Origin of the sequence: Bradyrhizobium sp. SZCCHNGR1005 (assembly GCF_032489995.1) — a bacterium.
Lineage (GTDB): Bacteria > Pseudomonadota > Alphaproteobacteria > Rhizobiales > Xanthobacteraceae > Bradyrhizobium.
The window spans coordinates 751250-775656 of sequence record NZ_JAUEZC010000004.1 but is presented as its reverse complement, the minus strand read 5'-3'; the positions used below and the strand labels follow the sequence as shown (position 1 = coordinate 775656).

General features: G+C 62.6%; 23 protein-coding genes and 3 pseudogenes. 21 read left to right on the top strand and 5 right to left on the bottom strand.

Annotated features, from left to right (window positions below):
• Nucleotides 1-37: 37 nt before the first annotated feature.
• A complete protein-coding gene (locus QXZ85_RS21375; protein ID WP_316174805.1) occupies nt 38-961 on the top strand; it encodes an IS110 family transposase in 924 nt (307 codons plus the stop codon).
• 672 nt (nt 962-1633) lie between these two features.
• Here the strand turns inward: QXZ85_RS21375 and QXZ85_RS21370 are convergent.
• Nucleotides 1634-1855 carry a DUF2442 domain-containing protein gene (locus QXZ85_RS21370; RefSeq protein ID WP_315744804.1) on the bottom strand — a complete coding sequence of 74 codons (222 nt, stop codon included), beginning with the start codon at nt 1853-1855 and terminating at the stop codon, nt 1634-1636.
• 363 nt (nt 1856-2218) lie between these two features.
• On the opposite strand from QXZ85_RS21370, the gene QXZ85_RS21365 reads away from it, so the two are divergent.
• The 7 genes from QXZ85_RS21365 to QXZ85_RS21335 all read left to right on the top strand — a co-directional run bounded on the left by QXZ85_RS21365 (nt 2219) and on the right by QXZ85_RS21335 (nt 7967).
• On the top strand, nt 2219-3454 hold the full coding sequence (locus QXZ85_RS21365) for an IS4 family transposase (protein WP_315744803.1): 1236 nt from the start codon (nt 2219-2221) through the stop codon (nt 3452-3454).
• 500 nt (nt 3455-3954) lie between these two features.
• On the top strand, nt 3955-4356 hold the full coding sequence (locus QXZ85_RS21360) for a helix-turn-helix domain-containing protein (RefSeq protein ID WP_315744802.1): 402 nt from the start codon (nt 3955-3957) through the stop codon (nt 4354-4356).
• The gene (locus tag QXZ85_RS21355; protein ID WP_315769062.1) at nt 4353-5060 is read left to right on the top strand and encodes an IS3 family transposase; all 708 of its coding nucleotides are present in this window, start codon (nt 4353-4355) and stop codon (nt 5058-5060) included. Before QXZ85_RS21360 ends, QXZ85_RS21355 begins: the two co-directional genes overlap by 4 nt.
• 112 nt (nt 5061-5172) lie before the next feature.
• Nucleotides 5173-6348 (top strand): IS30 family transposase, encoded by a 1176-nt coding sequence (locus tag QXZ85_RS21350; RefSeq protein WP_315767476.1) that lies wholly within the window; start codon nt 5173-5175, stop codon nt 6346-6348.
• 13 nt (nt 6349-6361) lie between these two features.
• Entirely contained in the window at nt 6362-6673 is a 312-nt protein-coding gene (locus tag QXZ85_RS21345; protein ID WP_409998177.1) for a transposase, read from the top strand.
• A gap of 439 nt (nt 6674-7112) precedes the next feature.
• Nucleotides 7113-7316 carry a hypothetical protein gene (locus tag QXZ85_RS21340; protein WP_315744800.1) on the top strand — a complete coding sequence of 68 codons (204 nt, stop codon included), beginning with the start codon at nt 7113-7115 and terminating at the stop codon, nt 7314-7316.
• A gap of 51 nt (nt 7317-7367) precedes the next feature.
• Nucleotides 7368-7967 (top strand): hypothetical protein, encoded by a 600-nt coding sequence (locus QXZ85_RS21335; RefSeq protein ID WP_315744798.1) that lies wholly within the window; start codon nt 7368-7370, stop codon nt 7965-7967.
• Nucleotides 7968-8211: 244 nt separating this feature from the next.
• Here QXZ85_RS21335 and QXZ85_RS21330 read toward each other — a convergent pair whose 3' ends face one another.
• Together QXZ85_RS21330 and QXZ85_RS21325 are read right to left on the bottom strand one after the other, a co-directional pair.
• Nucleotides 8212-8544, bottom strand: a complete 333-nt coding sequence (locus tag QXZ85_RS21330; RefSeq protein ID WP_315744796.1) for a hypothetical protein — start codon at nt 8542-8544, stop codon at nt 8212-8214.
• 7 nt (nt 8545-8551) lie between these two features.
• A pseudogene (locus QXZ85_RS21325) lies at nt 8552-8817 on the bottom strand (integrase core domain-containing protein); the annotation flags it as partial.
• Between the two features lie 6 nt (nt 8818-8823).
• On the opposite strand from QXZ85_RS21325, the pseudogene QXZ85_RS33820 reads away from it, so the two are divergent.
• Together QXZ85_RS33820 and QXZ85_RS21320 are read left to right on the top strand one after the other, a co-directional pair.
• A pseudogene (locus QXZ85_RS33820) lies at nt 8824-8945 on the top strand (integrase core domain-containing protein); the annotation flags it as partial.
• A pseudogene (locus QXZ85_RS21320) lies at nt 8928-9359 on the top strand (transposase); the annotation flags it as partial. The pseudogenes QXZ85_RS33820 and QXZ85_RS21320, both read left to right, overlap by 18 nt.
• Nucleotides 9360-9848: 489 nt before the next feature.
• Here the strand turns inward: QXZ85_RS21320 and QXZ85_RS21315 are convergent.
• Both QXZ85_RS21315 and QXZ85_RS21310 read right to left on the bottom strand, forming a co-directional pair.
• Nucleotides 9849-11555, bottom strand: a complete 1707-nt coding sequence (locus QXZ85_RS21315) for a hypothetical protein (RefSeq protein ID WP_315744795.1) — start codon at nt 11553-11555, stop codon at nt 9849-9851.
• A 313-nt stretch (nt 11556-11868) separates the two neighbouring features.
• Nucleotides 11869-12495 carry a hypothetical protein gene (locus QXZ85_RS21310; protein WP_315703678.1) on the bottom strand — a complete coding sequence of 209 codons (627 nt, stop codon included), beginning with the start codon at nt 12493-12495 and terminating at the stop codon, nt 11869-11871.
• Nucleotides 12496-12854: 359 nt separating this feature from the next.
• Here QXZ85_RS21310 and QXZ85_RS21305 point away from each other — a divergent pair, with 359 nt between their 5' ends.
• The 11 genes from QXZ85_RS21305 (at nt 12855) to QXZ85_RS21255 (ending at nt 24363) form a co-directional block, all read left to right on the top strand.
• Nucleotides 12855-13175 carry a DUF1153 domain-containing protein gene (locus tag QXZ85_RS21305; RefSeq protein WP_315703679.1) on the top strand — a complete coding sequence of 107 codons (321 nt, stop codon included), beginning with the start codon at nt 12855-12857 and terminating at the stop codon, nt 13173-13175.
• A 490-nt stretch (nt 13176-13665) separates the two neighbouring features.
• On the top strand, nt 13666-17460 hold the full coding sequence (locus tag QXZ85_RS21300) for a hypothetical protein (RefSeq protein WP_315703680.1): 3795 nt from the start codon (nt 13666-13668) through the stop codon (nt 17458-17460).
• 54 nt (nt 17461-17514) lie between these two features.
• A complete protein-coding gene (locus QXZ85_RS21295) occupies nt 17515-17979 on the top strand; it encodes a hypothetical protein (protein WP_315703681.1) in 465 nt (154 codons plus the stop codon).
• 58 nt (nt 17980-18037) lie between these two features.
• Nucleotides 18038-18751, top strand: a complete 714-nt coding sequence (locus QXZ85_RS21290; protein ID WP_315703682.1) for a hypothetical protein — start codon at nt 18038-18040, stop codon at nt 18749-18751.
• Nucleotides 18752-18827: 76 nt separating this feature from the next.
• On the top strand, nt 18828-19340 hold the full coding sequence (locus QXZ85_RS21285) for a hypothetical protein (RefSeq protein ID WP_315703683.1): 513 nt from the start codon (nt 18828-18830) through the stop codon (nt 19338-19340).
• Nucleotides 19341-19500: 160 nt separating this feature from the next.
• A complete protein-coding gene (locus QXZ85_RS21280; protein WP_315703684.1) occupies nt 19501-19674 on the top strand; it encodes an Arc family DNA-binding protein in 174 nt (57 codons plus the stop codon).
• 346 nt (nt 19675-20020) lie between these two features.
• A complete protein-coding gene (locus QXZ85_RS21275) occupies nt 20021-20362 on the top strand; it encodes a hypothetical protein (RefSeq protein WP_315703685.1) in 342 nt (113 codons plus the stop codon).
• A gap of 147 nt (nt 20363-20509) precedes the next feature.
• Nucleotides 20510-20965 carry a response regulator gene (locus tag QXZ85_RS21270; RefSeq protein WP_315703686.1) on the top strand — a complete coding sequence of 152 codons (456 nt, stop codon included), beginning with the start codon at nt 20510-20512 and terminating at the stop codon, nt 20963-20965.
• Between the two features lie 169 nt (nt 20966-21134).
• Entirely contained in the window at nt 21135-21788 is a 654-nt protein-coding gene (locus tag QXZ85_RS21265) for an invasion associated locus B family protein (RefSeq protein ID WP_315703687.1), read from the top strand.
• A 478-nt stretch (nt 21789-22266) separates the two neighbouring features.
• A complete protein-coding gene (locus tag QXZ85_RS21260) occupies nt 22267-23319 on the top strand; it encodes an AraC family transcriptional regulator (protein ID WP_315703688.1) in 1053 nt (350 codons plus the stop codon).
• Nucleotides 23320-23634: 315 nt separating this feature from the next.
• A complete protein-coding gene (locus tag QXZ85_RS21255; RefSeq protein WP_315703689.1) occupies nt 23635-24363 on the top strand; it encodes a hypothetical protein in 729 nt (242 codons plus the stop codon).
• Nucleotides 24364-24407 lie beyond the last annotated feature (44 nt).

Genomic DNA, 24407 nt, shown 5'->3' with positions numbered 1-24407 from the left:
GATGGCACAAAACGATCGCGTTGTCGTCGGTATCGATGTGGCCAAGGACAAGGTGGATGCGTGCATCCGCTCGTTGTCACAGCGGCTAACGTTTCCGAGCACCGCAGAGGGGCACCGCAAGCTGGTAGCCTGGCTGCGCAAGCACAAAGCAGCCAAGGCGGTGATGGAGGCGTCCGGCGGCTATGAGCGGAACTGGGCCAAGGTGCTGCGCCAGGCTGACATCGAGGTACGGATTGTCGATCCCAAGCGGGTGCGCAGCTTCGCCCGATCAGCCGGGCGGCTCGCCAAGAACGATGCGATCGACGCGGAGATGATCACCTGGTTCGCCGAGACGTTCGACGAAGCGTCGGGCCAGACCCACGATGCCGCACGCGAGGAACTGGCGGCACTGGTCAAAGCACGCAAAGCTCTCATTGATCTGAGCACCCGCTTGCAAAGCCAGAACGAACATGCCGTGCCGGGAGCGGTTCAGAAAGCCCACGCCCGCGTCTTGAAGGGCTTGGACACTGAGATCACCAAGATCGACCATGCCATCGCCGCCACGATCAAGGCCACACCGGCATTTGCCGAACGCGCCGAGATCATTGAAAGCGTGCCGGGTCTCGCCGAGGTGGCCTCTGCGGTCCTCATTGCGGGCCTTCCGGAGCTCGGGACGGTACGTGAGGAAATCGCTGCCGCATTGTTGGGAGCCGCCCCTTATGACGACGACAGCGGCAAACGGCGTGGTGAGCGCCATATCAAGGGTGGCCGCCGCTGGGTCCGTAACGCCCTCTACATGCCCTGTCTCGGCGCAGCCACCCAGAACAACCCGGTACTCAAGGCCTACTATGAACGGCTGATCGCCAAGGGAAAGCTGAAAAAGGTCGCAGTGATTGCCTGCATGCGCAAGCTGATCGTCATCCTCAACACGATGATTGCACGCGGCGAAAAATGGGACTCCAGCCGCCACGCGGTGCGGTGAGCTGATCGAGCGCCTTACCGCGCTCGGTCCATGACCGAGCGCATGCCAAGCCGACAGACCGGCGAGCGGACGGGGTCAAGGCCTTCAGCCGCCGAAGGCGGTGGCGCGTCTTCGCGCCAGCCTTGAGGCCGGCCGATCGGCGGTCTACTTCAGCACAGTTGCTCCTCGGGGACCGGCTGTCTTGCCCCCGTCGCCGCGCGGATCATCTTCCGAGCAGCTTGACACCAGCACCGGGATGCCAGGACCACACGATTTCGCCGTGCGCATCGGGTCGTTCGTCGGCATGAATGATCACGCTGCAACCCGATCCGCCCACCGCATCCCACCCCGCGTGTCGTGACGATCGCGATACGCCCCTCGCATCGAGGCGGGACGAGCGGATAAGACCATGAATTCTGAAAAATAGAAATAGGAATGTTTTTGCGCGAGGGACTGGACAGGCCAAATCAGCTTGGAAGCGCTGGCGAAAATGAGTGCTGGGCGCAAGCTTTGTCGGTCTCAGCCGGCGGCGCAAACTGCGTTAGCGAAATAGCCCGGATGCGCAAAGCGATATCCGGGACAACACACACCGGCCCCCGGATGTCGCTGACGCTTATCCGGGCTACGCAGCTCGCTGAATCTCGGCCGGCCATCTCTCGACACGCTCCAACGCCGGTGTCAGCTTTCTTGCCTTCATGACAGGAACGAGGCCAACAGCCCGGCAACCGAAACGTCCTCGTCGAGAGCCTCCCAGCGCAGGCCGACGCGGCTTATCTCAACCTGTTGACGCTCGGCCGGAGTGGCGTGCAGCAGGCGAGGAAACCGCACTAAGGGCATGCTGAGCGTTCGGCCATCGGTCCGTTCGACCGACACGGTGTGTTCGTCAATACGGACGCTGGTTGCCGAAACGGTCATACCGGGCAACTCCTTCGTCCCCGGCGATCGCTCGGTGTGTTTCCGGTAGGGCTGCGGCAGCTCGCAAGCCGTGCGCCGTGGTACGTGCTTGAAGATCGAACGATGAGGTACAGTGTATATGAATGTGCCCTCTCCCCTTGCGGGCTATTGAATGCACACATCTTTTTTGGGTTGCGCGGCTCGTTGAGGACTGATTCCTTAGTGGACATAGGTCTTTACGCGGGGCATTCGCATGTCGATGAAGATTGGGCTGGGGCGATTTGGCGATCGCCGCCTCGAAAAAGGGGGGCCTTGCTGCATGAGGCCCTTGTTCGACGGCCATGTTCGCGGATTCGACGCCTTGCCGGGAACCGTGCGCGGGAGGTGCGGTTCACGCGCTTTCTGCGCAACGAACGAGTAGGCGTCGAAGAGATGGCGAGCCACGCGGCAGCGCGCACGGCGTTACGTGTTGCTGGTCGCGAGATCATCGTGGTTCAGGACAACAGCGAACTGGTCCTTGGCGGACGACGCGCGAAAGCCAATGGATATGGACCTGTCGGCAAGGGCGGTGGCACACGTGGGCTGATGCTGCATGCTGCGCTCGCGCTTGATGCCGACAATGATGCGCTGCTGGGTCTTGTTGATGCGCAGGTTTGGAATCGCGACAAGGGCAAAGTGACGGCCCGGCGCTCGCGAGCGATGGCAGACAAAGAGTCTCAACATTGGCTCTCGACGGCGGCGAAAGCCGGCGAGGTCTTATCTGCAGCGCGCAGCATCACCGTCATCTCCGACCGGGAAAGCGATATTTACGCCCATTTCGTGCAACGTCCACCGAATGTGGAGCTTCTTGTCCGGGCCAATTGGAACCGGAAGATCAAATTGAAATCCGGGGCTTCTACGAGTGAGTTTGCATTCGTTGATGGCCTGCAGGAAGCCGCCCGGTACAGCGTGACGATACCTGCAGCTCCGGGCCGCAAGGAGCGGACGGCTGAGCTTGCCTTGCGCTTCTCGCCCGTAACGCTGTGCAGGCCGCATCCAAGCCCCGCGCCTGATCTGCCCGAGACCGTCCAACTGACCATCGTAGATGTTCGAGAGGTGTCATCAACCCACGACGGCGAGCCGATCCATTGGCGGCTCCTCACCACTCACGACGTGGGGAGCTCAAAGCAAGCACGTCGGATCGTCGATCTCTATCGTAAGCGATGGACCATCGAGGAGTTCTTTCGCACGCTCAAATCGGCGGGCTTTGATATCGAGCAGGCCGACATTGGAGAGCCCGAAGTCATGATCAAGTTTGTCGCCGCGGCCGCCGTGGCCGCGGTCACGATCATGCAATTGGTGCGCGCCCGTGACGGAACGACTGAAGATAAACTGATCGAGGCCTTCGACCCCGATGATCGGCCCGTACTCGAAGCCCTCTCTGCCGAACTTGAGGGGGCTACCGAGAAGCAAAAGAACCCACACCGAAAAGGCACGCTTGCCTTCGCAGCATGGGTCATCGCCAGGCTCGGAGGATGGACCGCCTACTACGGAAAGCCCGGTCCAATGGTCATGCGGTTGGGCCTCGAAGCGTTCCGCCGCATCAAATACGGCACCACTCTGAGGCTCAAAAATGTGTGAATCGAATAGCCCCTTGCGGGAGAGGGCATGCGCGGAAAGCGCGGCAGGCCCGAAAGGGTGAGGGGTATGCCTCCACGAGCTTCGTTCGCGGAGAGATACCCCTCACCCAATCGCGTACGTGGATGAGCCGGAGATGCCCTCTCCCGCAAGGGGAGAGGGCGCTGTATCGGACAGCACAAGCTGACCGACCTCGCTCAATTTGTGGGGCGGGCAGAGCGCCGCCGCGAGGCGGGCGCGTGCCCACCGTTGCCAGCGCTCGAAACTACAGCTCCTCGTCCGTCGGTCATCGCGGCGTGCGTCATGATCCACCTCGGCATAGCTGCGATGGACGCTTTCGACCGGATAGCCGCCGCGCGCGGCGTGCCCGTGCCGGATACGGAGAAGCAGCGGGAGTGGGTGATAGGGTTGAAACGGCAATGAATCGAACAGAAAAGTGCAGTGGACTGCACCCCTTAAGTGAGACACGATAATTACAGTGACAGGCATTTCGAGGATGACCTGTGGCAGTACGAGGAAAGAAGCGTCAGTTTCCGACGGCTTACAAACTGAAGGCGATCAAGCGGGTTGAGCGGGGCGAAGGCGTCCTCCCTGTGGCCCGCGAACTAGGAATCTCCCGCAAGATTCTCCACGACTGGATCAAAGCCTGGAACGCCGATGGGCCGGACGGATTAAACCGGAAGCCTGGACCCAAGCCCGGCCCCCGCAAGCTCAAACCGCTACCGACGTACGACGACAAACGCTCCGCCCTCACGCTCGCCAAAGCCCGCATTGCCGAGCTCGAACGGCTGGTGGGCCGCCAGCAGATGGATATCGATTTTTTTCGGAAAGCCTTGCGCGCATTGGAGCGGCCGGCAGCGCAAGGCAAACCCGCATCCGCATCATCAAAGTCATTCAAGCCATGACATCGGAGGCGACCGATTCCCACGCCGACGTGCAACGCCTCTGCCGCCTGGCAAGCCTGCCGCGCGCGACCTATTACCGGCATCTCAACAGGCGCAGCCGTGAGACGGCTGAGTGCGAACTGCGCGACCAGCTCCAGCGCATTTGCCTCAAGTATCCCTTCTACGGCTATCGACGGGTGGCAGCTACCCTCCGGCGCCAAGGCATGGTCGTAAATGCCAAGAAAGTCCTGAGGCTTATGCGTGAAGACAATCTTCTCGCGCAGCGCAAGGCGCCGTTCCTGAAGCCATCTGCCGAGCGACCAACGGGCGTTCTCGTCGTCCCCAATCTAGTGCGCGGCCTGGTGCCGTCCGCCCCCGATCAGATCTGGGTCGCGGACATCACCTACGTCCACCTCGCTAAGACCTTCGCCTATCTCGCCGTCATCCTCGACGCGTTCTCTCGCAAGGCCGTCGGTTGGGCCTTTGAGAACACGCTCGATGCCTCGCTCGCCATTGCTGCTCTGGAGAAGGCCATCGAGGGCCGAAAGCCGGTGCGCGGCAGCTTGATCCACCACTCCGATCGCGGCGTTCAAGGCGGATTCAAACGGTCGTCGCAACACTCCGAGGTTGGAGGTTGCGGTGAACATTCGAAAGCGGCGATCGGCACGATCAGGACGAGCGCCATTGCCATCGCCAGGGCGGCCGTCTGCTGCAGGGCGCGATGAACAGAATAGATTCTGGCGGGCGATCGCCAGGGGAGTGAGCAGCGAAGAGGCTGCGCTCGAAGCCGGAGTGTCGCAACCTGTCGGAACCAGATGGTTCCGAAAGGCGGGCGGCATGCCACCAGCGATGTTCAGATCTTCGGCCAAGCCGCTCTCTGGGCGGTACCTCTCGTTGATCGAGCGCGAGGAGATCGCACTCCTCAAGGTGCAGGGCCATTCCATACAGGAGATTGGACGCCGCCTCGGGCGGGCTGCCTCGACAATCTCCCGTGAACTGCGGCGCAATGCGGCCACCCGTAGCGGCGGGTTGGAGTACCGGGCGACGACTGCCCAGTGGCATGCAGATCGATCGGCCCGTCGTCCGAAGCTGACCAAGCTTGCGCTCAACACCACCTTGCGCACTTATGTGGAAGAGCGACTTGCCGGTGTCGTCGTGGCTCCGAGCGGCACTCCCGTTCCTGGCCCCGCCGTTCCGTGGAAGGGTCGCCGGCATGGGCCGCGCAAGGATCGGCGATGGGCCAAAGCCTGGAGCCCTGAGCAGATTGCCCGACGCTTGCCGATCGACTTCCCGGACGACAAGACGATGCGCATCAGCCACGAAGCTATCTATCAAGCCCTCTTCGTTCAGGGCCGTGGGGCGCTACGCCGCGAGCTGACGGCCTGCTTGCGAACAGGGCGTGCGTTACGGATGCCCAGAGCGCGCGTACGCAGGCGAGGCAAGGGCTTTGTCTCGCCGGAGATCATGATCAGTGAGCGCCCTGCTGAAGCGGCCGATCGAGCGGTGCCGGGACATTGGGAGGGAGACCTCATCCTCGGTCTTGGTAGCTCGGCAATCGGCACGCTGGTCGAGCGCACGACGCGCTTCACGATGCTCTTGCACCTTCCACGGTTGGCGGGGCATGGCGAAGCTCCGCGCGCGAAGAACGGGCCTGCGCTTGCGGGACACGGGGCCGAAGCCGTGCGCGACGCGATCACGCGCACCATCGTCACCTTGCCCGAAGAACTCCGTCGTTCGCTGACCTGGGATCAGGGAGCCGAAATGGCTCAGCACGATCGTCTCAAGATCGATGCGGGTATCCAGGTTTACTTCTGCGACCCGCAGAGCCCTTGGCAGCGCGGTACTAACGAGAACACCAACGGATTGCTGCGGCAGTACTTCCCGAAAGGTACAGACCTGAGCATCCACAGCGCCGACGAGATATCCGCCGTGGCAGCGACCCTCAATGCCCGGCCGAGAAAGACACTGGGCTGGAAAACGCCGGCGGAGGCGCTTGACGAGTTGCTGTCATGAGTGAAAACATTTGGTGTTGCGACGACCGTTTGAATCCGCCCAATACGCCTCAATCGCCTACCGCCAAATACTGGCCGACCGCGACATCACCATCAGCATGAGCAGGCCAGGAAACCCCTTCGACAACGCAAAGGCCGAAAGCTTCATGAAAACGTTGAAGGCCGAAGAGGTCAACGGCAAGGCGTACTCCGACATCAGTGACGCACGCCGCCGGATCGATAGCTTCATCGCCAATGTCTACAACAAGGAGCGCCTGCACTCGGCGCTCGGATACCAATCGCCTCTTGAGTTCGAAACCGCGTTCGCGCAAAACAAAGCACGATAACGCATCGTGGCAACCGCACTGTCACTGTAATTATCGTGTCTCACTTAAGGGGTGCAGTCCAGCAGCGTCACCGTAATTCCCGAGGTGGAAAATCAGGGCTCTCCGATGGATCGCTGCGTCGACCGGGGATTTAGGCGCAATCCCGCCGGACCGCAATGCGCAGCAAGCCGTGTCGATGGGAAACGCTCGTTCGCCGGGGCGATCACGAATTGCTGATGGCCGCGCCGGTCAGGCGATCCGGACATGGGATGGCCGTCCTGTTCCGGCCAAAAGCGAGCAAAGGGCCTGCAACACGGGTTCTGGTGCCGTCGAGATCACGCGGAAGACAGTGACTGCGGCCCCAATGTTATGACCGGCTGCCCCACTCTCGACGCAATCCGTCGTTCATGGTCGTGGTGCTGAGGGCTTGGGGCGCTGTTCAGACTCGGGGAGAGTTCGAATGAAGACATTCGTGATTTCAGCAGGCGCGATGCTCGCGCTGGTGACGATGGCCCATGCCGCCGATCTGCCGCGTCCGCAGCCGGTCTACGAGCAGCCCGCGGTCGGCAAGATGCCGATCGGCAAAGCTCCGATTGGCAAGTCTCCGGTCGGCAAGGCGCCGGTCGTTGCCCCCGCACCGGGGTATTATCGCCGCGGCTACTGAGCCCGGTCGGCTCTTTGATGTGACGTCATCATTCTCGGGGGCGTGCCTGCCATGCGGTGTTTCGGCCTGGTCGGATTAGCGTTGTCAGCTTTGCTGCTGCCGTGCGTCGCGCAGGCGGCTTCCGTGCGGCCGGCCGTCGCCCGGACGGCGCATGAGGCCCCGCGGAGCGCGCCGGTCCGGCGTGCCTCCGAGGCAAAAGGGCCATACTATGTCGACTTCAGGGCGCGCACCGCCGCGAGCTGGGGCCATGCCTTCGTCTGGTATGGCAAGAGCAGCGAGAAGGCGGTCGATGTCGCCGGCCTGACCCCGGCTGGCGACGAGCTCGCCTACATGCTCGGCTATGTCACCTTCGTGCCATCCGAAACCGGTGCGAGCTATGGCGATCTCGATCCGGACTATGTGACCGCGAGCTACCGCGTCTACCTGAACGAAGCCGACGCCAAGCGCGTGTTCGCCTACATCAAGAAGCTGCAGGCGGACTCGCCGGTGTGGAACGCCGAAACGGCGAACTGCACCTCATTCATCGGCAGCATCGCCAGCTTCATGGGCCTGGACACCCCGGTCCGCTGGACCCGGCCCGAGGAATACGTCAACAAGCTCCGCGAGATGAATGGCGGCCGGCAAGTCGTGCGGCTGGCGGCGGAGCGGTAGGGGGGCGGGAAGAAAAGTGCAGTGTTATCGTTAGGCCCGATTGGACTGTCGTTTCGAAGCAACCTGATCGTCTGCGCCCTCGATGAACTCCTTGGCGGTGCCAATCCGTGGCGGCCCATGCTTGCTGGCCCGAAAGTGTCAGCCCAATTTAATGGTTGCTGCTTGCGAACAACCGGGCCGATCATCGGCTTGCGGATTAGCGAGCCGTACGGCAACGTCCATTAGACGCGATCAATCTTCTTCGTTACTCATCCGGTTCGGCGCCAGCTCCAACGGTGTCGACCAGCTTGCGGTCGATGATGCGCTCGACGCGAGCATCAGATACCACGAAACGATACGCAGGCTGGCCGCCAAGTTCACTGCTGGGGGCTTGTGTCCCACTCTGTCGAACTAGTCCGATGTCTTCCCAGTTCTTAATCTTTGCGCGCGCGCTTTGATCGCCGATTTTGAATGCCAATTGAACATCTTTGTTTACGAAAGCGGTACGCCCGAGTCTGTAAACTTGTTCCAATAGCTTCTGTGGGAAAAATCCTTCGATTGTTTCTCGAACATACTTGTCCTGTCCGTGACCTGCCACCGAAGTTTCATCCAGCCGCAGTTAGAGTCCTGTTGGGTTGTACGCCGACCGACGCGGGTGGAGCAACGGGCGATCGGCGGAGCTGGTCGGGGTTGCGCAGCCGATCGGCCGTTGCGGTAAGGATAACAGCGTAGGCTACCTGGTTTCGTATTTTAGCGAGGAGTGCGGCCGCTCGCCGTTGTAGTCGGTGACCCAGGCAGCGAGCTTCCGCCTGGCGTCGTCAAGGCTGAAGAACAACGTCTCGTTCAAGAACTCGTCGCGCATCCGGCCGTCTTCCCCATCAACGGTCGGCTGCGGGATGAATTGCTGAACGAGAGACGCTGTTCACGACACTGGCTCAGGTCCGCGTGGCGCTCAGATGCTGGCGGGTCGATTACAACGACATACGACCGCACAGCAAAGGCCAAGTGATCAATCGCCAACGGCTCCGGCGAGGCGAGATCGCGTCGTTTTTCTCCTCGATCGAGCCGTGTCTGGTCGGCATCGAAGCCTGCGCCACCGCTCACCACTGGGCACGCGAGATTCGGCGGTTTGGACACGAGGTGAGATTGATTCCGCCTGCCTATGTAAAACCTTACGTGCGGCGAGGAGCTAACGACGCCGCCGACGCGGCTGCGATCTGCGAAGCGGTCACCCGCCCCAATATGAGGTTCGTCCCAATCAAGAGCGTCGAGAGCCAGGGCTTTTTGATGCTTCATCGCGCAAGAGGCCTGCTGGTCCGCCAGAGAACCATGACGGCTTGTGCCGTTCGAGCTCACTTCGCTGAGTTCGGAATCATTGTCGGCCAAGGCCGGCAACGGGTGGATAGTCTGGCGGACTTGTTGGATGACGAGGCCCTAGCGCGCTGCAGGTTGTCGGTCTCCTGCTGGCGCTCGTCAAGCGAACACTATTACCTGGACCTCGGCTTCCTGCCCGAGATCGTACGCTATGTCTCCATCGGCGGTCGCGAGCAGTTGCTTGGCGCGCTCGGTCCGGAGAACAGCCCGCTTCCCCTAATCCGCTGCCAGCCGCGGCACTGAGGGCGTCTGCAAGGGCCGCAACCGACTGCGGTGCCCGCCAATGAACCGACAAGAGCCGCATCGAAGCAGTGAAGCCTCGATGCGGCAAAGTCCGGTGGGGATTGGGGATCTGGGTAGGAGGAAGCGGTTATACATCCGCCTTTGTGCCGAGATGATGCTGGGAATGAGCCGCGGTGTCTACGGATGGGAGCGCGCGAGTGTTGTCGCCTACAGCATCACTTGCGCATCGTCCTGCGCTGCCGTCGGCCGTCGATGCGGTGGCGTTCCGCGCAACGTTCCACAATGTTACGGGGCGGCGACATCGTTCAACGGACGTCCCCGTCTGAGATCGGCGAGAAGTTTCCTCTTGAGCTCGTCGCCTAAGCCATAACGGTCCAGTGCTGCGGGAATATCGCTGGCCACCCCGGGATAGCAGTGCGCGAGCCGCTCGGCCGCCCGCACGGCACACTCCTCGTCCTGCTTGGTTGCGCATAGCGCAATCCGAAGCAGCAAGGTGAGCGGCACCGGCGAGGCCTCCGATCGGAAGACGATACGCCGGGCATTGACGGCATCGTTGCGCATGTAGGCCGCCAGCGCCGCGTAGGGCGGCATGAAAACAGTCGGCTGGATGGCGCCGGCCTGTAGTTGCGCTCCGAACGCCACGTCCTCGTCGTGGTGGCCGCGTGCGATATTGGTTGCCGCCAGCAAGGACTGGCTGAGGCCGGATACGGGTGGACCATCGAGGATCTGCGGCGTCAGCTCGAAGGCGCTTTCGGGATCGCCTCCAAAAAAACGCGCTGCGAACAGCGCGAGAAGACCGATCCCGAGCTTGGGCGAGCGGCTTGCGGCTCGCTCTGCGAGCTCCCGAGCCCGCGCGATGTCTGACTCGGGGTTTCGGCCCGGCGTCCCGTCGAGATACTCGGAAACCAGTACCGCCGAGAGCAGCGACAGCAGCCGTGGATCGTCAGGCTGCCGGCTGACCTCTGCTTCGAGGCAGGCGAGCGACTCCGGCAGGTCATAGGCGTAGTGAAGGATGGTATCGAGCGCCCGCAGAACGCAGGCCCTGCCCTGAAGGTTCCGGGCAGCAGTCGAACTGGAGCGGCGGAGTGCATCCGTCATGATCGCGCCGATCCAGAGTTCGCCGACGTCCGCGGCGACCGTGCTCACCATGCGGTCGTCGGCCGTGCTCTGGGCGCTCACGTCAATGCCCTGGAATGCGCGAGACCAGATGATCTCGTTGGAGCGCGCGCTGAGCAGCCGGAATACGAAGTCCCGCCGCGACCTCTCCGACGCTCCGGCCCGGACCAGAAGGACATAATCCACGGCGCTCTGATGGTCTGCGTCCGCACGATTGTGCATGACGGTCAGGTCGTAGTGGGTCAACGCGCTCTCGAGTGACGTGGCGATCAGCCCCGTCTGTTCGTCGGATGTCGGAGGATCGGTTTGCACGAGGACGCTCGGAAGGCCGAGCACCGGTGTGCTCACCTGTGCGCCGAACAGGCGCGCGACGTCGCGCGAGAGCAGGGCCGTTCCAAGCACCAGCGTCACCAGCAAGATCACGACATGACCCGGATAGAGCAGACGCGGCAACTTCGGCGCGACGTTGCTTTCTTCGGACCTAGGTGGTGGCACCTCCTCCTCGACCGGCACAGCTCGCAGGAACTGCGGCTGATACGAGCCGACGGGCAGCACGATATGCATCGGATTCTTCGCCCCGGTTCCCCTGTAGTAGTTCTCCAAGAGCTCGCGCAGGCGCTTGGCCTGGACGCGCACGACGGAATTGACCTGCGGATCGAAATCGCTGCCGCGTCCGAGGACGGAGGTGGCGATGGTGAAGGCCTTCAGCCGCTCACCGCGGCCTTCGAGAGTCTCCTGCACCACAAAGCGCAGGAACTGCATCGCAGCAGGATTACGGCGAAAGCTTGGATCCCGTAGAATTCGATCGAGCTCAGCCCCGACGTCGACGGGCTCGCTCGGGACCGGCGAGGAGCCGCTTTGGATGTCTGCATTCATATCGGTCGATCGACGCAGGATCCGTGGGAACTCGACGCCCTCGCGCAAGGTTCCCGCGCGTCGCGATATGGTTGGCTCAGCCTTCTCCGACCATCAGGTACGCTTGTCAGCGCGCGCTTGGCGAGGGATATCCGTGCTCCCAGACCGGTTCGATTACTGCCGCGCCTCATTGCGTCACTTCAAATTCCACTGCGTCACCAAGGTTGATCCGAACGCTTCTCGGATGCAATACCGGGCTCGGCGATTGTGCTGTCTGCGACAAAAAGAAGCCGAGGGCGACAAGCGCACAGCCGCCACACCGGACTGCCGGCCCTCATTTGCCGAACCACGTCTGGGCTGTGATCACGATGCAGATTGACGTGGAGGCGGGGAGCAGGAAAGACCGCGCACCGGGCTCGCGGTAATTGTACATCTTGACGTTGTCGGCGAAATCGCCCTTCGCCGCACCTTTCGTTTCCAGGGCCGCGCCGACCGTGTCGCAGCTCACCGGGTAAGGCTGCACGACCAGTGAGCTCGCATCGCAACTCGTACTCGCCAGGGGCGTCACGCCGGCGAAGCTGAGCAGCAGCGGCGAGGCCGGATCGCCGCTGGCAACCGCATTCGTCACCGAGAAGATGTGCTTGTCGGCTGCCTCCTTGTTCCAGAGCGCAGTCGCCACATGACGGCCGGTGGCGATCTGCGAGGATACCAGGCCGAGCAGCGGCGCACAGGCACGCACGCCGGCCTTGTCCGCGATCTGCAGCGCGGCAACCTTGCTCTTGTCCGGCTGACTCCCGTCCGGCTGGATCGGTTCTGCGGCGCTGGTCCCGGCAAGGAGGGACATGACATGCTCACCCAACGAGGTGAAGGTGAGGACCGCTGCCGCGGCGAAGGCGAACAAGACAGCAAGGACGGCGATCAGCCAGGACGAGCGTGCGGGGACATACGACAATGATGACATCTTGCCTCTCCGAGGAATGCCCGGCCATCGGCCGGCTGTCTCGACGACGGCGAGACAGCGATTCGAATACCGGAATGCGTCGAACCTAGTCTGCTCCGCGAGGCAAATATTGTCGTCGGGTACCCACGGCTTGTCCGATTGCGCGCCGGTCGGCACTGAATGCGGTTTCGGACAAGTTCACTTCCGTTCGGTCCTAGATTGCGCGTGCTTTCCTACTTAGGGTTTCGCGCCTCTCCAACGAGAGACGCAGGTCGTGCCGGCGCTCGATGGCGGCGGAGACCGACTTGCTCAAAGCTGAGCTTGGCGAAGCCGAAGGACCACGCTCCGCCGCGCCCTTTCGTGTCGAGCCCAAGGAACCAATGACCAGAGAAACGTGTCGTTCGCCGTCGCAGCAGTCCAAGGCCTTTGCAAGCGATCAGGAGAGGCCGCACCGTGGCGGCGAGGCTGCCGATCCCGGCTCCCCTGACCGGATGCGCCGCCGCTGGACGCCGCTGAAGAAGCTACGGGTTCTGCTGGCCGTGCAGTCCGGCGCGCTCGCGGAGCGCGATCTCTGGGAAAAGCTTCGGATCAGCGAAACGGAGTTCAACTCCTGGCGGCGCGCGTTCGCGGAGTTCGGCTATGCCGGACTGAAGACGACACAGCTTCAAAAGCTACGCAGGCGCGGCGCTCGCCGCAAGTGAAAGCGGCCGCGCTCTCGAGATGACGCTTCGGCTTGCAGGTGGCTGCAATCCCGACCGTGCTTTGCTGTGGCAACCCGCGGACATTGATCGGCATGCGCTGCGCTCGCGATCTGGCGCGATCGTTCGGTTTGCTGGTCGGTCGTACCGTGCCAGTCAATGTTGATGCCGCTACGAGCAATACGACGACTCCGGCGCCTGTCTAGGCTCCCTGCATGGTGAATCGAAGGATGTATTTCAATCATAGGTCGTGTCGCAGAACGCGAACGCGCATTGTGGGGCGAGCGGCCGAGAGATCGGACATTGGCGTTCGTAGTGAGTTCGGATTGATCGTGAGGGAGTGTCGTCTGCACGCGAAGGCAGGCGACGGATGCGCAGCGTTGCCAGGACGGCGGCGGATGCTTTTGCGCCGTGGGCGCAGTGTCGGAGCCGTCTCGCGCGAGGGGCAAGATGGCTGTCTTGGAGCGTTGCTCCGGTCCCTTGGACTGGTCGCATGCAGTTGAACTGGGAGAAGATCGCCATGATCATGAATTCGCAATCGAGCGCCGCAGCCTTTGTCGCCAACTGGGTTGATCATGCGGCAGGCGACTGCCGATCGCTGCGGCGCAGGCTGATCGCCGTGTTGCGGCGGGCTCATCGCGTGCTCGGTATCCGGCGCAAGGGACTTGGTATGGGACTGCTGGGGCTGCACGCCCCGCGCATCGCGGGGCTGTCGCTGGTCGCAGGTCTGAGCTTCGCCGGGCCGGCGAGCGCGAAGGTTTTCGTAAATAACACGGGCAATAGCAATGACAGGTCCTGCGCCTGGATTGAAGACGCAGGTACGATGGCCAGCTCGTTCACTACCACGGATGCTGGCGGGGGGTATCAGTCCGGTTGCAGTGCTGCAGATGCCTCGACGCAAACGAATCGCAGTCTTTTCTACGCCGGCCCAACTTTCCAAGAAGAAGTAAATCTGACGCTTGGCGGGCTGCTGTTTGTCAATGCGGGCAAAATTGGTGTCACCGACGTCGCCACCGGCACCTACTCTATGAGGATGGGCAGTGTCGCCACGATGAACGCGGCCGCGGGCGCCAATTCCATCGCCATCGGCTCGGCCCAGACCAGCACCTCGGACGGCGCTAGCTCTGGAGCGACGGTCGCGTCCGGCAACAGCGCCACCGCCATCGGGGTTAAGGCCAATGCCGCGGGACTCAACTCGATCGCGCTGGGCAGCGCCGCGTCCGCATCTGCTGAGGGTTCAGCTGCGCTCGGTAATTCGGCCAGTGCATCGGGCGTCGGCTCGACTGCGCTCGGCCGGCGTGCTGTGGCCGCCGCGGCTTCCGCAGTCGCTGTCGGCGACGGCGCCAGCGCGCAGACGGCCAGTGCGGTGGCGATCGGAGCGGGCGCCACCGCACTGGGCGGCAAAGCGGTCTCGATCGGCGCCGGAAACACCGCCAATGGGAATGGTGCGGTCGCGATCGGCGATCCCAACACCGCGGCCGGAACCGGCGCCGTCGCCATGGGCGCCAATAACAGCTCGAACGGCCAGGGCGCCGTCGCATTGGGCAATGCGAACACCGCGACGGGCCAAGGGGCGGTGGCGTTGGGCAACAGCTCGACCGCGGGCGGCGGCGGTGCGATTGCTCTCGGTGATACGGCTGCGGCCAACACAACCAAGGCTCTGGCGCTCGGTTCAGGAGCAACCGCGACCAACCAGAACGATGTCGCACTGGGCGCGGGCTCCGTAACCGCGACTCCGAACGCGACAAGTGGAGCCACGATCGCAGGGACATTCTACTCGTTTGCCGGCACCTCGCCGACCAGCGTCGTCAGCGTCGGCGCCTCGGGCTCCGAGCGCCAGATCACCAACGTCGCGGCCGGGCGGATCAGCGCGACGTCCACCGATGCCATCAACGGCTCGCAGCTTTATGCGACCAATCAGGCCGTCACGGCCGTGCAGCAGGTGGCGAACGCCGGCTGGAACGTCACGACGTCATCGACCGGAACAGGTACGGTCAGCGGCACGACGGTGCAGAAAATCGCGCCGGGGGCGACCGCGACCTTCACCGCGGGCAACAACATCGCGGTGACGCAGAACGGCGCGGAGGTGCAGATCGCCACCAGCATGACGCCGAGCTTCACCTCGGTGACGACCGGCAACACCACGATGAACTCCAGCGGCCTGACCATCAATGGCGGGCCGAGCGTCACTTCGAGCGGCATCGATGCGGGCGGTACCAAGATCACCAACGTGGCGGCGGGGACCAATCCGACAGATGCGGTGAACCTGACGCAGATGCAGACGGCGGTGACGAACGTCCAGACGCACTATTACAGCGTCAATGATGGCGGCACCCAGCAGGCGAACTACGCCAACAATGGCGCGACCGGCACCAATTCGCTGGCCGCGGGCGTTGCCGCCTCCGCCGCCGGTGCCGGCTCGACCGCGCTCGGCTTCGGCGCGAAAGCGAACAATGCCAACGACGTCGCGCTTGGCTCCGGCAGCACTACCGCCGCGCCCAATCCGACCGCGAGCGCCACGATCAACGGCACCACCTACAACTTCGCCGGCACTTCGCCGACCAGCGTGGTCAGCGTCGGCGCCTCGGGCTCCGAGCGGCAGATCACCAACGTCGCCGCCGGGCAGATCAGCGCGAGCTCGACCGATGCGATCAACGGCTCGCAGCTTTACGCGACCAATCAGGCCATCGACACGCTCAGTCAGGGGACCGTCAAGTACGATACCTCCGGCGGCACGGTGAACTACAACAAGATCACACTCGCCGGACCCGGCGGCACCACGATCACCAACGTCGCCCCGGGAGCGGTGAGTTCAACCTCCACCGATGCGGTGAACGGCTCGCAGCTCTATGCGGTGCAGCAGCTCGCAGGCGCCGGCTGGAACGTCACCACCAAGGCCACCGGCACCGGCACGGTCAGCGGCACCACCGTGCAGAACATCGCGCCCGGTTCGACCGCGACCTTCACCGCCGGCAACAACATCGCGATCACTCAGGTCGGGTCGGAGATCCAGATCGCCACCAGCATGACTCCGAGCTTCACCTCGGTCACCACCGGCAACACCAAGATCGACACCAATGGCTTGACCATTGCCGGCGGACCGAGCGTGACGTCAGCCGGAATCGACGCTGGAGGAACCAAGATCACCAACGTCGCCGCCGGTACCAATGCGACGGATGCGGTCAATGTCTCGCAAATGAACACCGTGGTCGCCGGCGCGAAGACCCATTATTATAGCGTCAATGACAACGGCGCCCAGCAGGCGAACTACGCCAACGATGGCGCCACCGGCGCAAATTCGATGGCCGCGGGTGTTGCCGCCTCCGCCTCAGGTGCCGGATCGACCGCCATCGGCTACGGCGCGACCGCGTCCAACGCCGGCGCTGTCGCTCTCGGTCAGGGCTCGACAACATCGGCGGCCGTCGCCACGACCGGGACCGAGATCGGCGGCAAAGCCTACACCTTCGCGGGAACATCCCCCACGAGCACGGTGAGCGTCGGGGCGGTTGGCGCCGAGCGGACCATCACCAACGTCGCCGCGGGCCGGCTCAGTGCAACCTCGACCGATGCGATCAACGGCAGCCAGCTTTACGCCACCAATCAGGCGGTGGACGTGCTCTACAAGGGTGGGGCCGGCCCGGTGCAGTACTCGAACTCCTCGACGCCGACGACGCCGAACGGCGGCACGCCGACCAACGACCTCACCCTGGTCGGCGGCTCCAGCGGGCCCGTCGTGCTGCACAACGTCGGGGACGGAGCCGTCTCGTCGACCTCGACCGACGCGGTCAACGGCAAGCAGCTCTATGCGACCCAGGCGAACGTGCCGGGTTCGTGGCAGGCTCCGACCTCGAATACGTATGTGCTGAGCAATCCGGCGGGCGGCGGCGGCCCGGTGACCCTGAGCAATGTCGCTCCGGGAACGCTCTCGCCGACGTCGACCGAGGCAGTGAACGGCTCGCAGCTTTATGCCACCAACCAGGCGATCAACAACATCGCCACGGGCTTCGGCAATCTGCAAAGCCAGATCGACACCAACGCCCGCCGCGCCGACGCGGGCATCGCCACGGCGGCCGCTTTGGGCATGGTCCGCTACGACGATCGTCCGGGCAAGCTGTCGACCGGCGCTGCCGTCACCTACCATCACAATCAGGCGGGCTTCGCGATGGGTGCGGGTTACACGACCGAGGATCGCCTGTGGCGGGTCTCGGCGGGACTCGCGTTCTCGCCGACCAGTAGGAGCATGGACGATCTCACGGTCGGCGCGAGCGCCACCTATACCTGGAACTAGATCGCGCGCCGACCCACCGGCGCGTCCGTGGCTACCAACATCGGGAATCGTCAGATGACATCCAAGATCACGATCTGCGCCGCAGGCTTGCTGCTGTCGCTTGCGTTCACGTCCCGGCCGTCACCGGCGGCTGATATGTCCGTTCCGGCGTCAGCCTGCCACGACGGTGGAAAGTACCAGCGTATCCCCATGAGCCGCATCGCGCAGCGGACCGAGCACGATCCGTCCGGCCTCTGGACAGACTTCGAGCTGTGGAACGTGAATAGCCCGCACAAAACCGACATTTGGGAGGGCGCGTACCGGGGCTGCCGGGGTGAACGCATCGTCGTCTCGCAGATCATCAATCGGCAATGCAGCAGCGCAACGGTCTGTCCGGTGCGGATCGTGCAATTCGACCGCGGCGGCAGCGGGCGGGTGCTGCTCGCCTACAAGCAGGCCTGCACGCTGCATGGCACCTTCGCGCTGAGCTCGGACGGACATGAGCTGATGGCCTGCGACGTCCCTTACGAGCTCGACTGAAGCGACCGGATCGAACAGCATCGGTCGACTCGATGACAATTAAGAGAAGGTTGTGAGCATGAATCCGCAGGTCCGAGCGATCCTGTTGCTCATCTGTTGTCTGGCGCCGACCGGGGCTCGGGCAGAGGTTGTGCCGGCAGCTGCTGGACAAACCCCGGCGCCGCCAGCTCCGGCGTCGCCTGCGCCGGCACCGCCCGCGCTTTCCACCAAGCCTTGGCAAGTCGACCGGGTACTCGCGCTGCTGCTCGTCCGCTCGACCGTCATTGCGCTCGATCAGGCCAACAAATCCGGAAACTACACGGTCCTGCACGCGCTGGCCTCTCCCAGCTTCCAGCAGGTGAATACACCGGCGCAGCTCACCGACCTGTTTGCGAACTTCCGTCGCGAGAAGTTTGACCTCTCGCCGGGTGCTATTCTCGAGCCGCAGTTCGCATTTGAGCCGAGGATCGAGGCCAACGGTCTGTTGCACATCGCGGGCGACTTCGCGGGACGGCCGAGCCCGTTCCATTTCGATCTGATGTATCAGTCGGTGGGTGGGCGCTGGCTGCTGGAGGCGATCTCCGCCGGCTCGCAAGGAGGCCAGGACAAGCCAAAGGAAGGCCCGGAATCCGGCGCAGCCGCGAGCGCTGCGCCGCCGGCGGCTCCGACGCCTCCGAGGCCGGTTGTGAGATCTGGTCAGCCGCAGCTGCTCCTTGCCCGGCCCGACCAGTCCAATCCGCCACAGACATCGCGCAAGCCGCAGCAGAAGAGCAATGAGCCCCGGTCGAACTGATCTCCGGCCGGAGGCGGCTCACTCGACCGAGGAATCTGGCGGACCCGGTCAGCAGGACGAGTTGGCTCCTTACGGAATGTCTCTCACGAGCATGCGGCCGGTCATCGAAACGATCGACGTGATCGCTTCCGCACTGATCATGGTGCGCTGGAGACACCAGAGCTCATCAACTTCCGTACGACTGGACGGGTGGATCCGCTCGGGAGGCTCGCGCCGCGCAGTCTTGCTCCCGCCGGAGTCCCTCCGGTTGTTGCGCGTCTCGCAATCCGGCGACGCGGTGTTCTGGGACTGCTGTGAAGGCGCGGTGCTGACCGCGCTCATGCTATGGCAACTCGCGGAAGAACAGCGGCCCTTCACCAACGAAGATGCGCGTGCCTGGCAGGCGGCCATGCGGCTGACCAACTCTGAGGTGGCGCAGCTGTTCGGCATCTCCAGCCGGACGTGGCGCTCCTACAGGGCGCAAGCCCGGATCCCGCGATCGGTCGGCATCGCGTGTCGTGCGATGACACGCGATCCGCTACCGCTGCATGCGCACGTTCAATTGTCCCGCCGCCTTCGCACTTCGAGTCGTTCGTCGGTCGAGGGCTGAACGGCCGCGGCGGCGCGTCTATGCAGGGGCGGAGCGCGCTTGGTACCGATCGCGCGTTGGGCGACAAGCGAGGTTCGCTGCGAGAAAATACCTGGCCGTACGAGGCCACTATGGTTTACGCGGGCAAATGGGATGGTCAGCTGTAGCGGCAGGGAAGTAAATGGTAGATCAGCCGAGCGCGATAAAGCAACGCCTGCGAAAGGTGCAGATCCATCCGAGCGTGCCGGAGCAGCTCCGCGACCAGCTCAAGAAGTGCGCCAAGGAGAGGGGGCGCTCGCTGAATCAGGAAATCGTGCTCCGGCTGACAAAGTCTTTGGCTGAGGACGGCTGCTGAGCCGAGACACGGAATTCGCATCGTCGGGACTGCCCGCTGCAACTGATGTCACGCATGATGTCTGGTTGTCAGACCGGTGGATCAAGCGCCCGAGCGACGCAGAAGAGGAACGTGAACAGCACAGCCGAAAAGGCGAGTCCATAGATGATGCCGCGCGCGACGCTCGTCCTATAATGGTCCCTGTTCGCGCTGACGTGCTTCATCCGTCTGTGCCGATGCTGAATGCCGATTCGCGTGAAGCCATTGTCACGAGAGCGTGCCGGTAAGCAAATGGATCCAAAGGTGCGCAAATTGGACCTGACCGCACAATCGTGCCGTAGACAAACAAGCTACCGGGCCACGGAAGATGACGATCTGTACGGGTACCGGCATGATCGGATTGGAGGAAGCGGTGCAGGTTCAACTCGCAATCGTTCTCATGCTCGCATCGGTGCTGGCACTGGTCGGTCTCGCCTTCTGGCTGCTTCGCGACTACGCTGCGGAACGCCGGCTGCAGGCTCGGATGGGCCAGCCATGGCGCGTTGCACCGATCCAGGTCGTGAGGCTCGCAAGCGGCCGTCGCCTCGTCCTCATTCGCCACCGAGACATGGAGCATCTGTTGCTGATCGGCGGGCCGGCCGATCTTGTCGTGGAAAGCAGGGCCATGCAGGCCGGCGAATATGACGTCGCGAACGGAGACGGCAATTAGCAGCGAGGGACGTCCGCGACGATGAAGTGACCGATCTCGACAATTCCAAGTCGAACAAATTTGAACGATTCATATCACTTTCTTGATGATCTGGCGGCCTTCGCCACGATGCTCCAAGGTGTCTTCGTTGTTCATTGGAGGCTGTGGATGCATTCGCTTTACGAGAAGCTATCTGTCCTGGTCGTGGATGATGATCCGACGTTTGCGACCACAGTTGCCTTCCTGCTCAGCCGCATTGGCGTTGGCCAGATTGGGGTCCTGCATGAAGTCGGGTCGGCCTGGTCCTTTTTGAACGCGACGCCCGTTGATGTCGTCATCTCCGACTGGAATATGGAGCCTGCCGATGGCTATCAACTCCTGAGGATGGTGCGCAGAAGTCGCCGCCTTGCGCTCCTCGGGTTTATCATGATGACCGCCAATACATCGGAACAATATCCGCGTCTCGCGATCGAGGCGGGCGCCACCTTCTTCCTCGTGAAGCCATTCCGGATGTCGAGCCTGAAGGCTGCGCTGGATGCCACGTTGAGCGAGATGCCTGGGCAGACGCCGTTCGCGCAGGTGCGGCTCGAGGGCAGTACGGGTCGTCGACCGGAATGGGGGTGATCGTCGATTCAGGTCTGCGAGGAATGACAATCTGGGTGCCGCACCTGACAAGAGATTCGCCTCAGTTGGCCTATCCTTCGGCGAATGATCGTGGTCGCCGCCGGGACAGCGGCGTGAACCGACGTTGTCGGCACGTGGAAGAGTGCCGCGTTGGGAAGGAGATCGCGTCGTGTGGTCCAGAAACTTGGCGTTCATCGGCGCGGCCTTAGCCTTGCTCTTCGTCCTGCCGCCTGTATCGACGTCCCTTGCCGGGACGGCCGACCGCGAGTCCCTGTACGTCGGACCGGCAATCAATCGCGATGTCTTCAAGGAAGGCGCGATACGGCGGATCGAGGCAAGCTTTCAGAATTGGCGTGTCGTGTGCGATGAAGTCACTGCCGAACGGCGCCGATTCTGCAGCTTGTTCGGGGCGGGTCAAACGGAAGGCAAGATGCTTGGTGACATCGTGGTGACGACCACCCGCGAGGGGCAGCCTGCCGCCATGCTCCATCTTCCTTACGGCGTGTCGCTGCGGTCGGGACTCACGGTCGCGGCAGCCTCCGGAGGCGCGATCGCTGGCTCACGGCGTGAAAAGACCAGTCGTGTCACCAAGCTGGCTTTCGTCACGTGCGACGCCCAGGGGTGCATGACGCTTTGGCCGCTCACGACTGCGCAGCTCAACGCCTTGATCACCGGTGGAATGCTCATTGTACGGTTCAAATCGATGACGGTGGCGAACATGGCCGGCCCGACGCCTATTCTGGTCGGCGCCGCCGATCGCGAGATGGTCATCTCTGGTCTCGGCTTCTCTGAAGCGGTCAGTGCCTCGATCAACAAGCCCTAACACACAGGCGTTGGCCACCGAGCGCAGGAGGGTTTGCGTGCGTTGCCCTCAACTTCGATAACGGGTTACGTTTGGAAGATATGCATACTACGTTACATCGGCATGTACGGGGGTGAAGAGCTCTCGGCAATGCCGACACGAAAGGTGACCGCACGCTAGCCGTCTGGCTATAAGGAATGAGCGAAATCGACCCTGGTGTGCATCGGCCTGCCCGAGTTGGTGCGACCCATTCGGTTCAATTCCAGCGATTTAGTACACTCGGGTGGATGACAGAGCGCCCATCCGTCCCAATTGGGGGCAGTTGTCCTGAGCCTGTCGGGTAGACCGAGCGAAGGCGAGGTTCCCCGATTCGGCGTTACGCGCGGCGTTCACCCTTCCTGAAGTAACCGTTACCACGCTGCAAAAATCGACAAAGGTGGCTCTCTTTCTACCTGGAAGCGATGGCGTTGCCGTTCGTTCCTGAAAACAGGGGGAAAGCATGAGCATTCTTGGCCAGGTCGGTATCAGTCATCGCGGCGAGCTCCAACAGACCGGGAATCGGTCGATCCGCGTGGCGCTTCACGTGACCGAGCCGGAAGGCGTCGCGGTGACGACTTGCGATGCCGCCGATGGTGGCAGCATCTTGTGGGCGTGGGGATTTGCCGGCTTCTTGAAAGAGCTGGACCGGAAGACCTCCGCTCCGATGGTATGGGCTGTTTTCGAGAACGGGATCAGCAGCTGTTACGTCTCGAATTCGCTTCATGGACTCCTGGGGGGCAAGGGCCGTCCGCGATATAATGGGGTAGAGGAGCAAAAACATCTCTGCGTTGCCATTCCGTGTCGCTCATTCTATCGGGGCGTCGATGATGTTCCACATAGAATCGACGCCAATAACAGGTCGTGGAGGGCGATCGAGCTGCTCGGGACAATGGCGAGTTACGTGGTTGGCGAGCTCAGCACGTCGAGCGAATCTACCAAGGAGCTCTCTCATCTCAATTTGGTTAACAAGGTCCTAACGCGCGCAGCCATCCCATTGCTGGTTGCCGCGTGCGACGAGCTGGGCGACTGTGCGGAGGCGCGCCGTGTAGCCGGCGCCAAGGGGCGGCATTTGAGGTTGCTCCTGCAGATCGTTCGAGAACGCTTCCGGGATCCGTCGTTCTCACTCCGTCGCTTGAGCGCTCTTTCGGGATTGAGCAACCGGTACGTCAACGCGATATTCCAAGAAAGCGGCGCCTCGTTCTCGGAACGGATATTGGATGCGCGGCTTCGATGGGCTTATCAGGAGCTGAGTTATAGCCCGCACACGGGCCGCAAGATCGGCAAGATTGCCTACGACGCGGGCTTCACCGACCAGCCTTACTTCAATCGGGCGTTCAAGCGGCGTTTCGGCATGAGCCCGCGGGAGATACTTCGCCGGTTTGATCTCACTGGCGATACCGAAGGTGACGAGATTCCGAGGTCTGTTCAGTCGGCTCGTCCGGAGGGAAGCAACCGCATTCTGCCGTTGCAGCGCCCGGTTCGCGTCGGGAGTCCCGATGCCTTCGAACTGTGAAGTTGTTGATTGCGCGCATAAGTTGCATTGTCTCGGCGGCGGCTTCGATCCCTGATCGGGCTTGGTCATATGACTTTTGTCAGGAAGTCTCGTGACTTTGTCCACGTGTCAGGATTCAAAAAATCTGCTCCGTTTTGTGGACGCGCTCGCATCGCAAGGGCTGGGGGCGGGCGACACGTCAACGAACAGGGATGGATGAATTATGACGAGGTTCTCGTACGTGTACCGAGCCTCTAGCCCGAGGTGCCCAATACCCGCGACCGTCAAAACGAGCGTCTTGGGTCATCGGGTGCGTCGGTTGTGGAGTTCGAAGCGATGATGCTCGAAGGTCAGTTGGAGATTGACGCGCGGCAAGAGTTGGCGGGAGGTCATAGGAAGGTCCCTGCCGCGACCACTTGGAATGGGCCGGACAGGCAAGAGATCGAGATGCAATTGTCGCGCTTGCTGGACAACGGCGAGTTTCGGAAGAGCAAAGCCGCGTCCCAGTTTCTCAAATATGTGGTTGTCGAAGCGCTGGATGGTCGGGCCGAGCGCCTGAAGAGCTATACGATTGCGACGATGGCGCTGGGACGAAGCACCGATTTTGATCCTCAGATAAACTCCGTCGTCCGGGTTCAGGCGAAGCGCCTCCGAGCGCTCCTGCACACATACTATCTCGGTCCCGGGCGACACGATCCTGTGCGCGTCGAGTTGCCCGTCGGCCGATATCAACCCGTGTTCAGCTATACCTTTATGCCGCCCGTACACGATGAGACGCGGCTGGAGCGCGCGAGCCCAACGACGGACGCACCTCTCCGATCGTGGCAGATGGCCGTCATGGTCGCTGTGATCCTCTTCGCGATCTTGTCCGGACTGACACTTGGTCTAGGAAGCCCCTGGTGTTCGCCTGGGTTGGACCGCGTACGCCGGCCGGTGGGATACCGGGTACCTAGTGGTTTTGTCCGCGTGCCGATCGACGCTTTCACATCTTCAGACCAGCGGCAGGCCCGCTCGCGGTCGGGTGGAGGGACGGTGATCTGCTCCACTGGATTTTGCCAAAGTTAGGATTGACAGCACAGGCGAATATTACGAGTTATACAACTAAGCGA

What these genes read in the sequence shown, in the direction of transcription:
- QXZ85_RS21310 (WP_315703678.1), bottom strand. Translation starts at nt 12,495, where the DNA reads ATGTCATCATTGTCGTATGTCCCCGCACGCTCGTCCTGGCTGATCGCC.
- QXZ85_RS21280 (WP_315703684.1), top strand. Translation starts at nt 19,501, where the DNA reads ATGGTAGATCAGCCGAGCGCGATAAAGCAACGCCTGCGAAAGGTGCAG.
- QXZ85_RS21335 (WP_315744798.1), top strand. Translation starts at nt 7,368, where the DNA reads ATGCGGTGTTTCGGCCTGGTCGGATTAGCGTTGTCAGCTTTGCTGCTG.
- QXZ85_RS21295 (WP_315703681.1), top strand. Translation starts at nt 17,515, where the DNA reads ATGACATCCAAGATCACGATCTGCGCCGCAGGCTTGCTGCTGTCGCTT.
- QXZ85_RS21260 (WP_315703688.1), top strand. Translation starts at nt 22,267, where the DNA reads ATGAGCATTCTTGGCCAGGTCGGTATCAGTCATCGCGGCGAGCTCCAA.
- QXZ85_RS21315 (WP_315744795.1), bottom strand. Translation starts at nt 11,555, where the DNA reads ATGAATGCAGACATCCAAAGCGGCTCCTCGCCGGTCCCGAGCGAGCCC.
- QXZ85_RS21290 (WP_315703682.1), top strand. Translation starts at nt 18,038, where the DNA reads ATGAATCCGCAGGTCCGAGCGATCCTGTTGCTCATCTGTTGTCTGGCG.
- QXZ85_RS21300 (WP_315703680.1), top strand. Translation starts at nt 13,666, where the DNA reads ATGCAGTTGAACTGGGAGAAGATCGCCATGATCATGAATTCGCAATCG.
- QXZ85_RS21350 (WP_315767476.1), top strand. Translation starts at nt 5,173, where the DNA reads ATGCCACCAGCGATGTTCAGATCTTCGGCCAAGCCGCTCTCTGGGCGG.
- QXZ85_RS21355 (WP_315769062.1), top strand. Translation starts at nt 4,353, where the DNA reads ATGACATCGGAGGCGACCGATTCCCACGCCGACGTGCAACGCCTCTGC.
- QXZ85_RS21370 (WP_315744804.1), bottom strand. Translation starts at nt 1,855, where the DNA reads ATGACCGTTTCGGCAACCAGCGTCCGTATTGACGAACACACCGTGTCG.
- QXZ85_RS21340 (WP_315744800.1), top strand. Translation starts at nt 7,113, where the DNA reads ATGAAGACATTCGTGATTTCAGCAGGCGCGATGCTCGCGCTGGTGACG.
- QXZ85_RS21305 (WP_315703679.1), top strand. Translation starts at nt 12,855, where the DNA reads ATGACCAGAGAAACGTGTCGTTCGCCGTCGCAGCAGTCCAAGGCCTTT.
- QXZ85_RS21270 (WP_315703686.1), top strand. Translation starts at nt 20,510, where the DNA reads ATGCATTCGCTTTACGAGAAGCTATCTGTCCTGGTCGTGGATGATGAT.
- QXZ85_RS21255 (WP_315703689.1), top strand. Translation starts at nt 23,635, where the DNA reads ATGATGCTCGAAGGTCAGTTGGAGATTGACGCGCGGCAAGAGTTGGCG.
- QXZ85_RS21275 (WP_315703685.1), top strand. Translation starts at nt 20,021, where the DNA reads ATGACGATCTGTACGGGTACCGGCATGATCGGATTGGAGGAAGCGGTG.
- QXZ85_RS21285 (WP_315703683.1), top strand. Translation starts at nt 18,828, where the DNA reads ATGTCTCTCACGAGCATGCGGCCGGTCATCGAAACGATCGACGTGATC.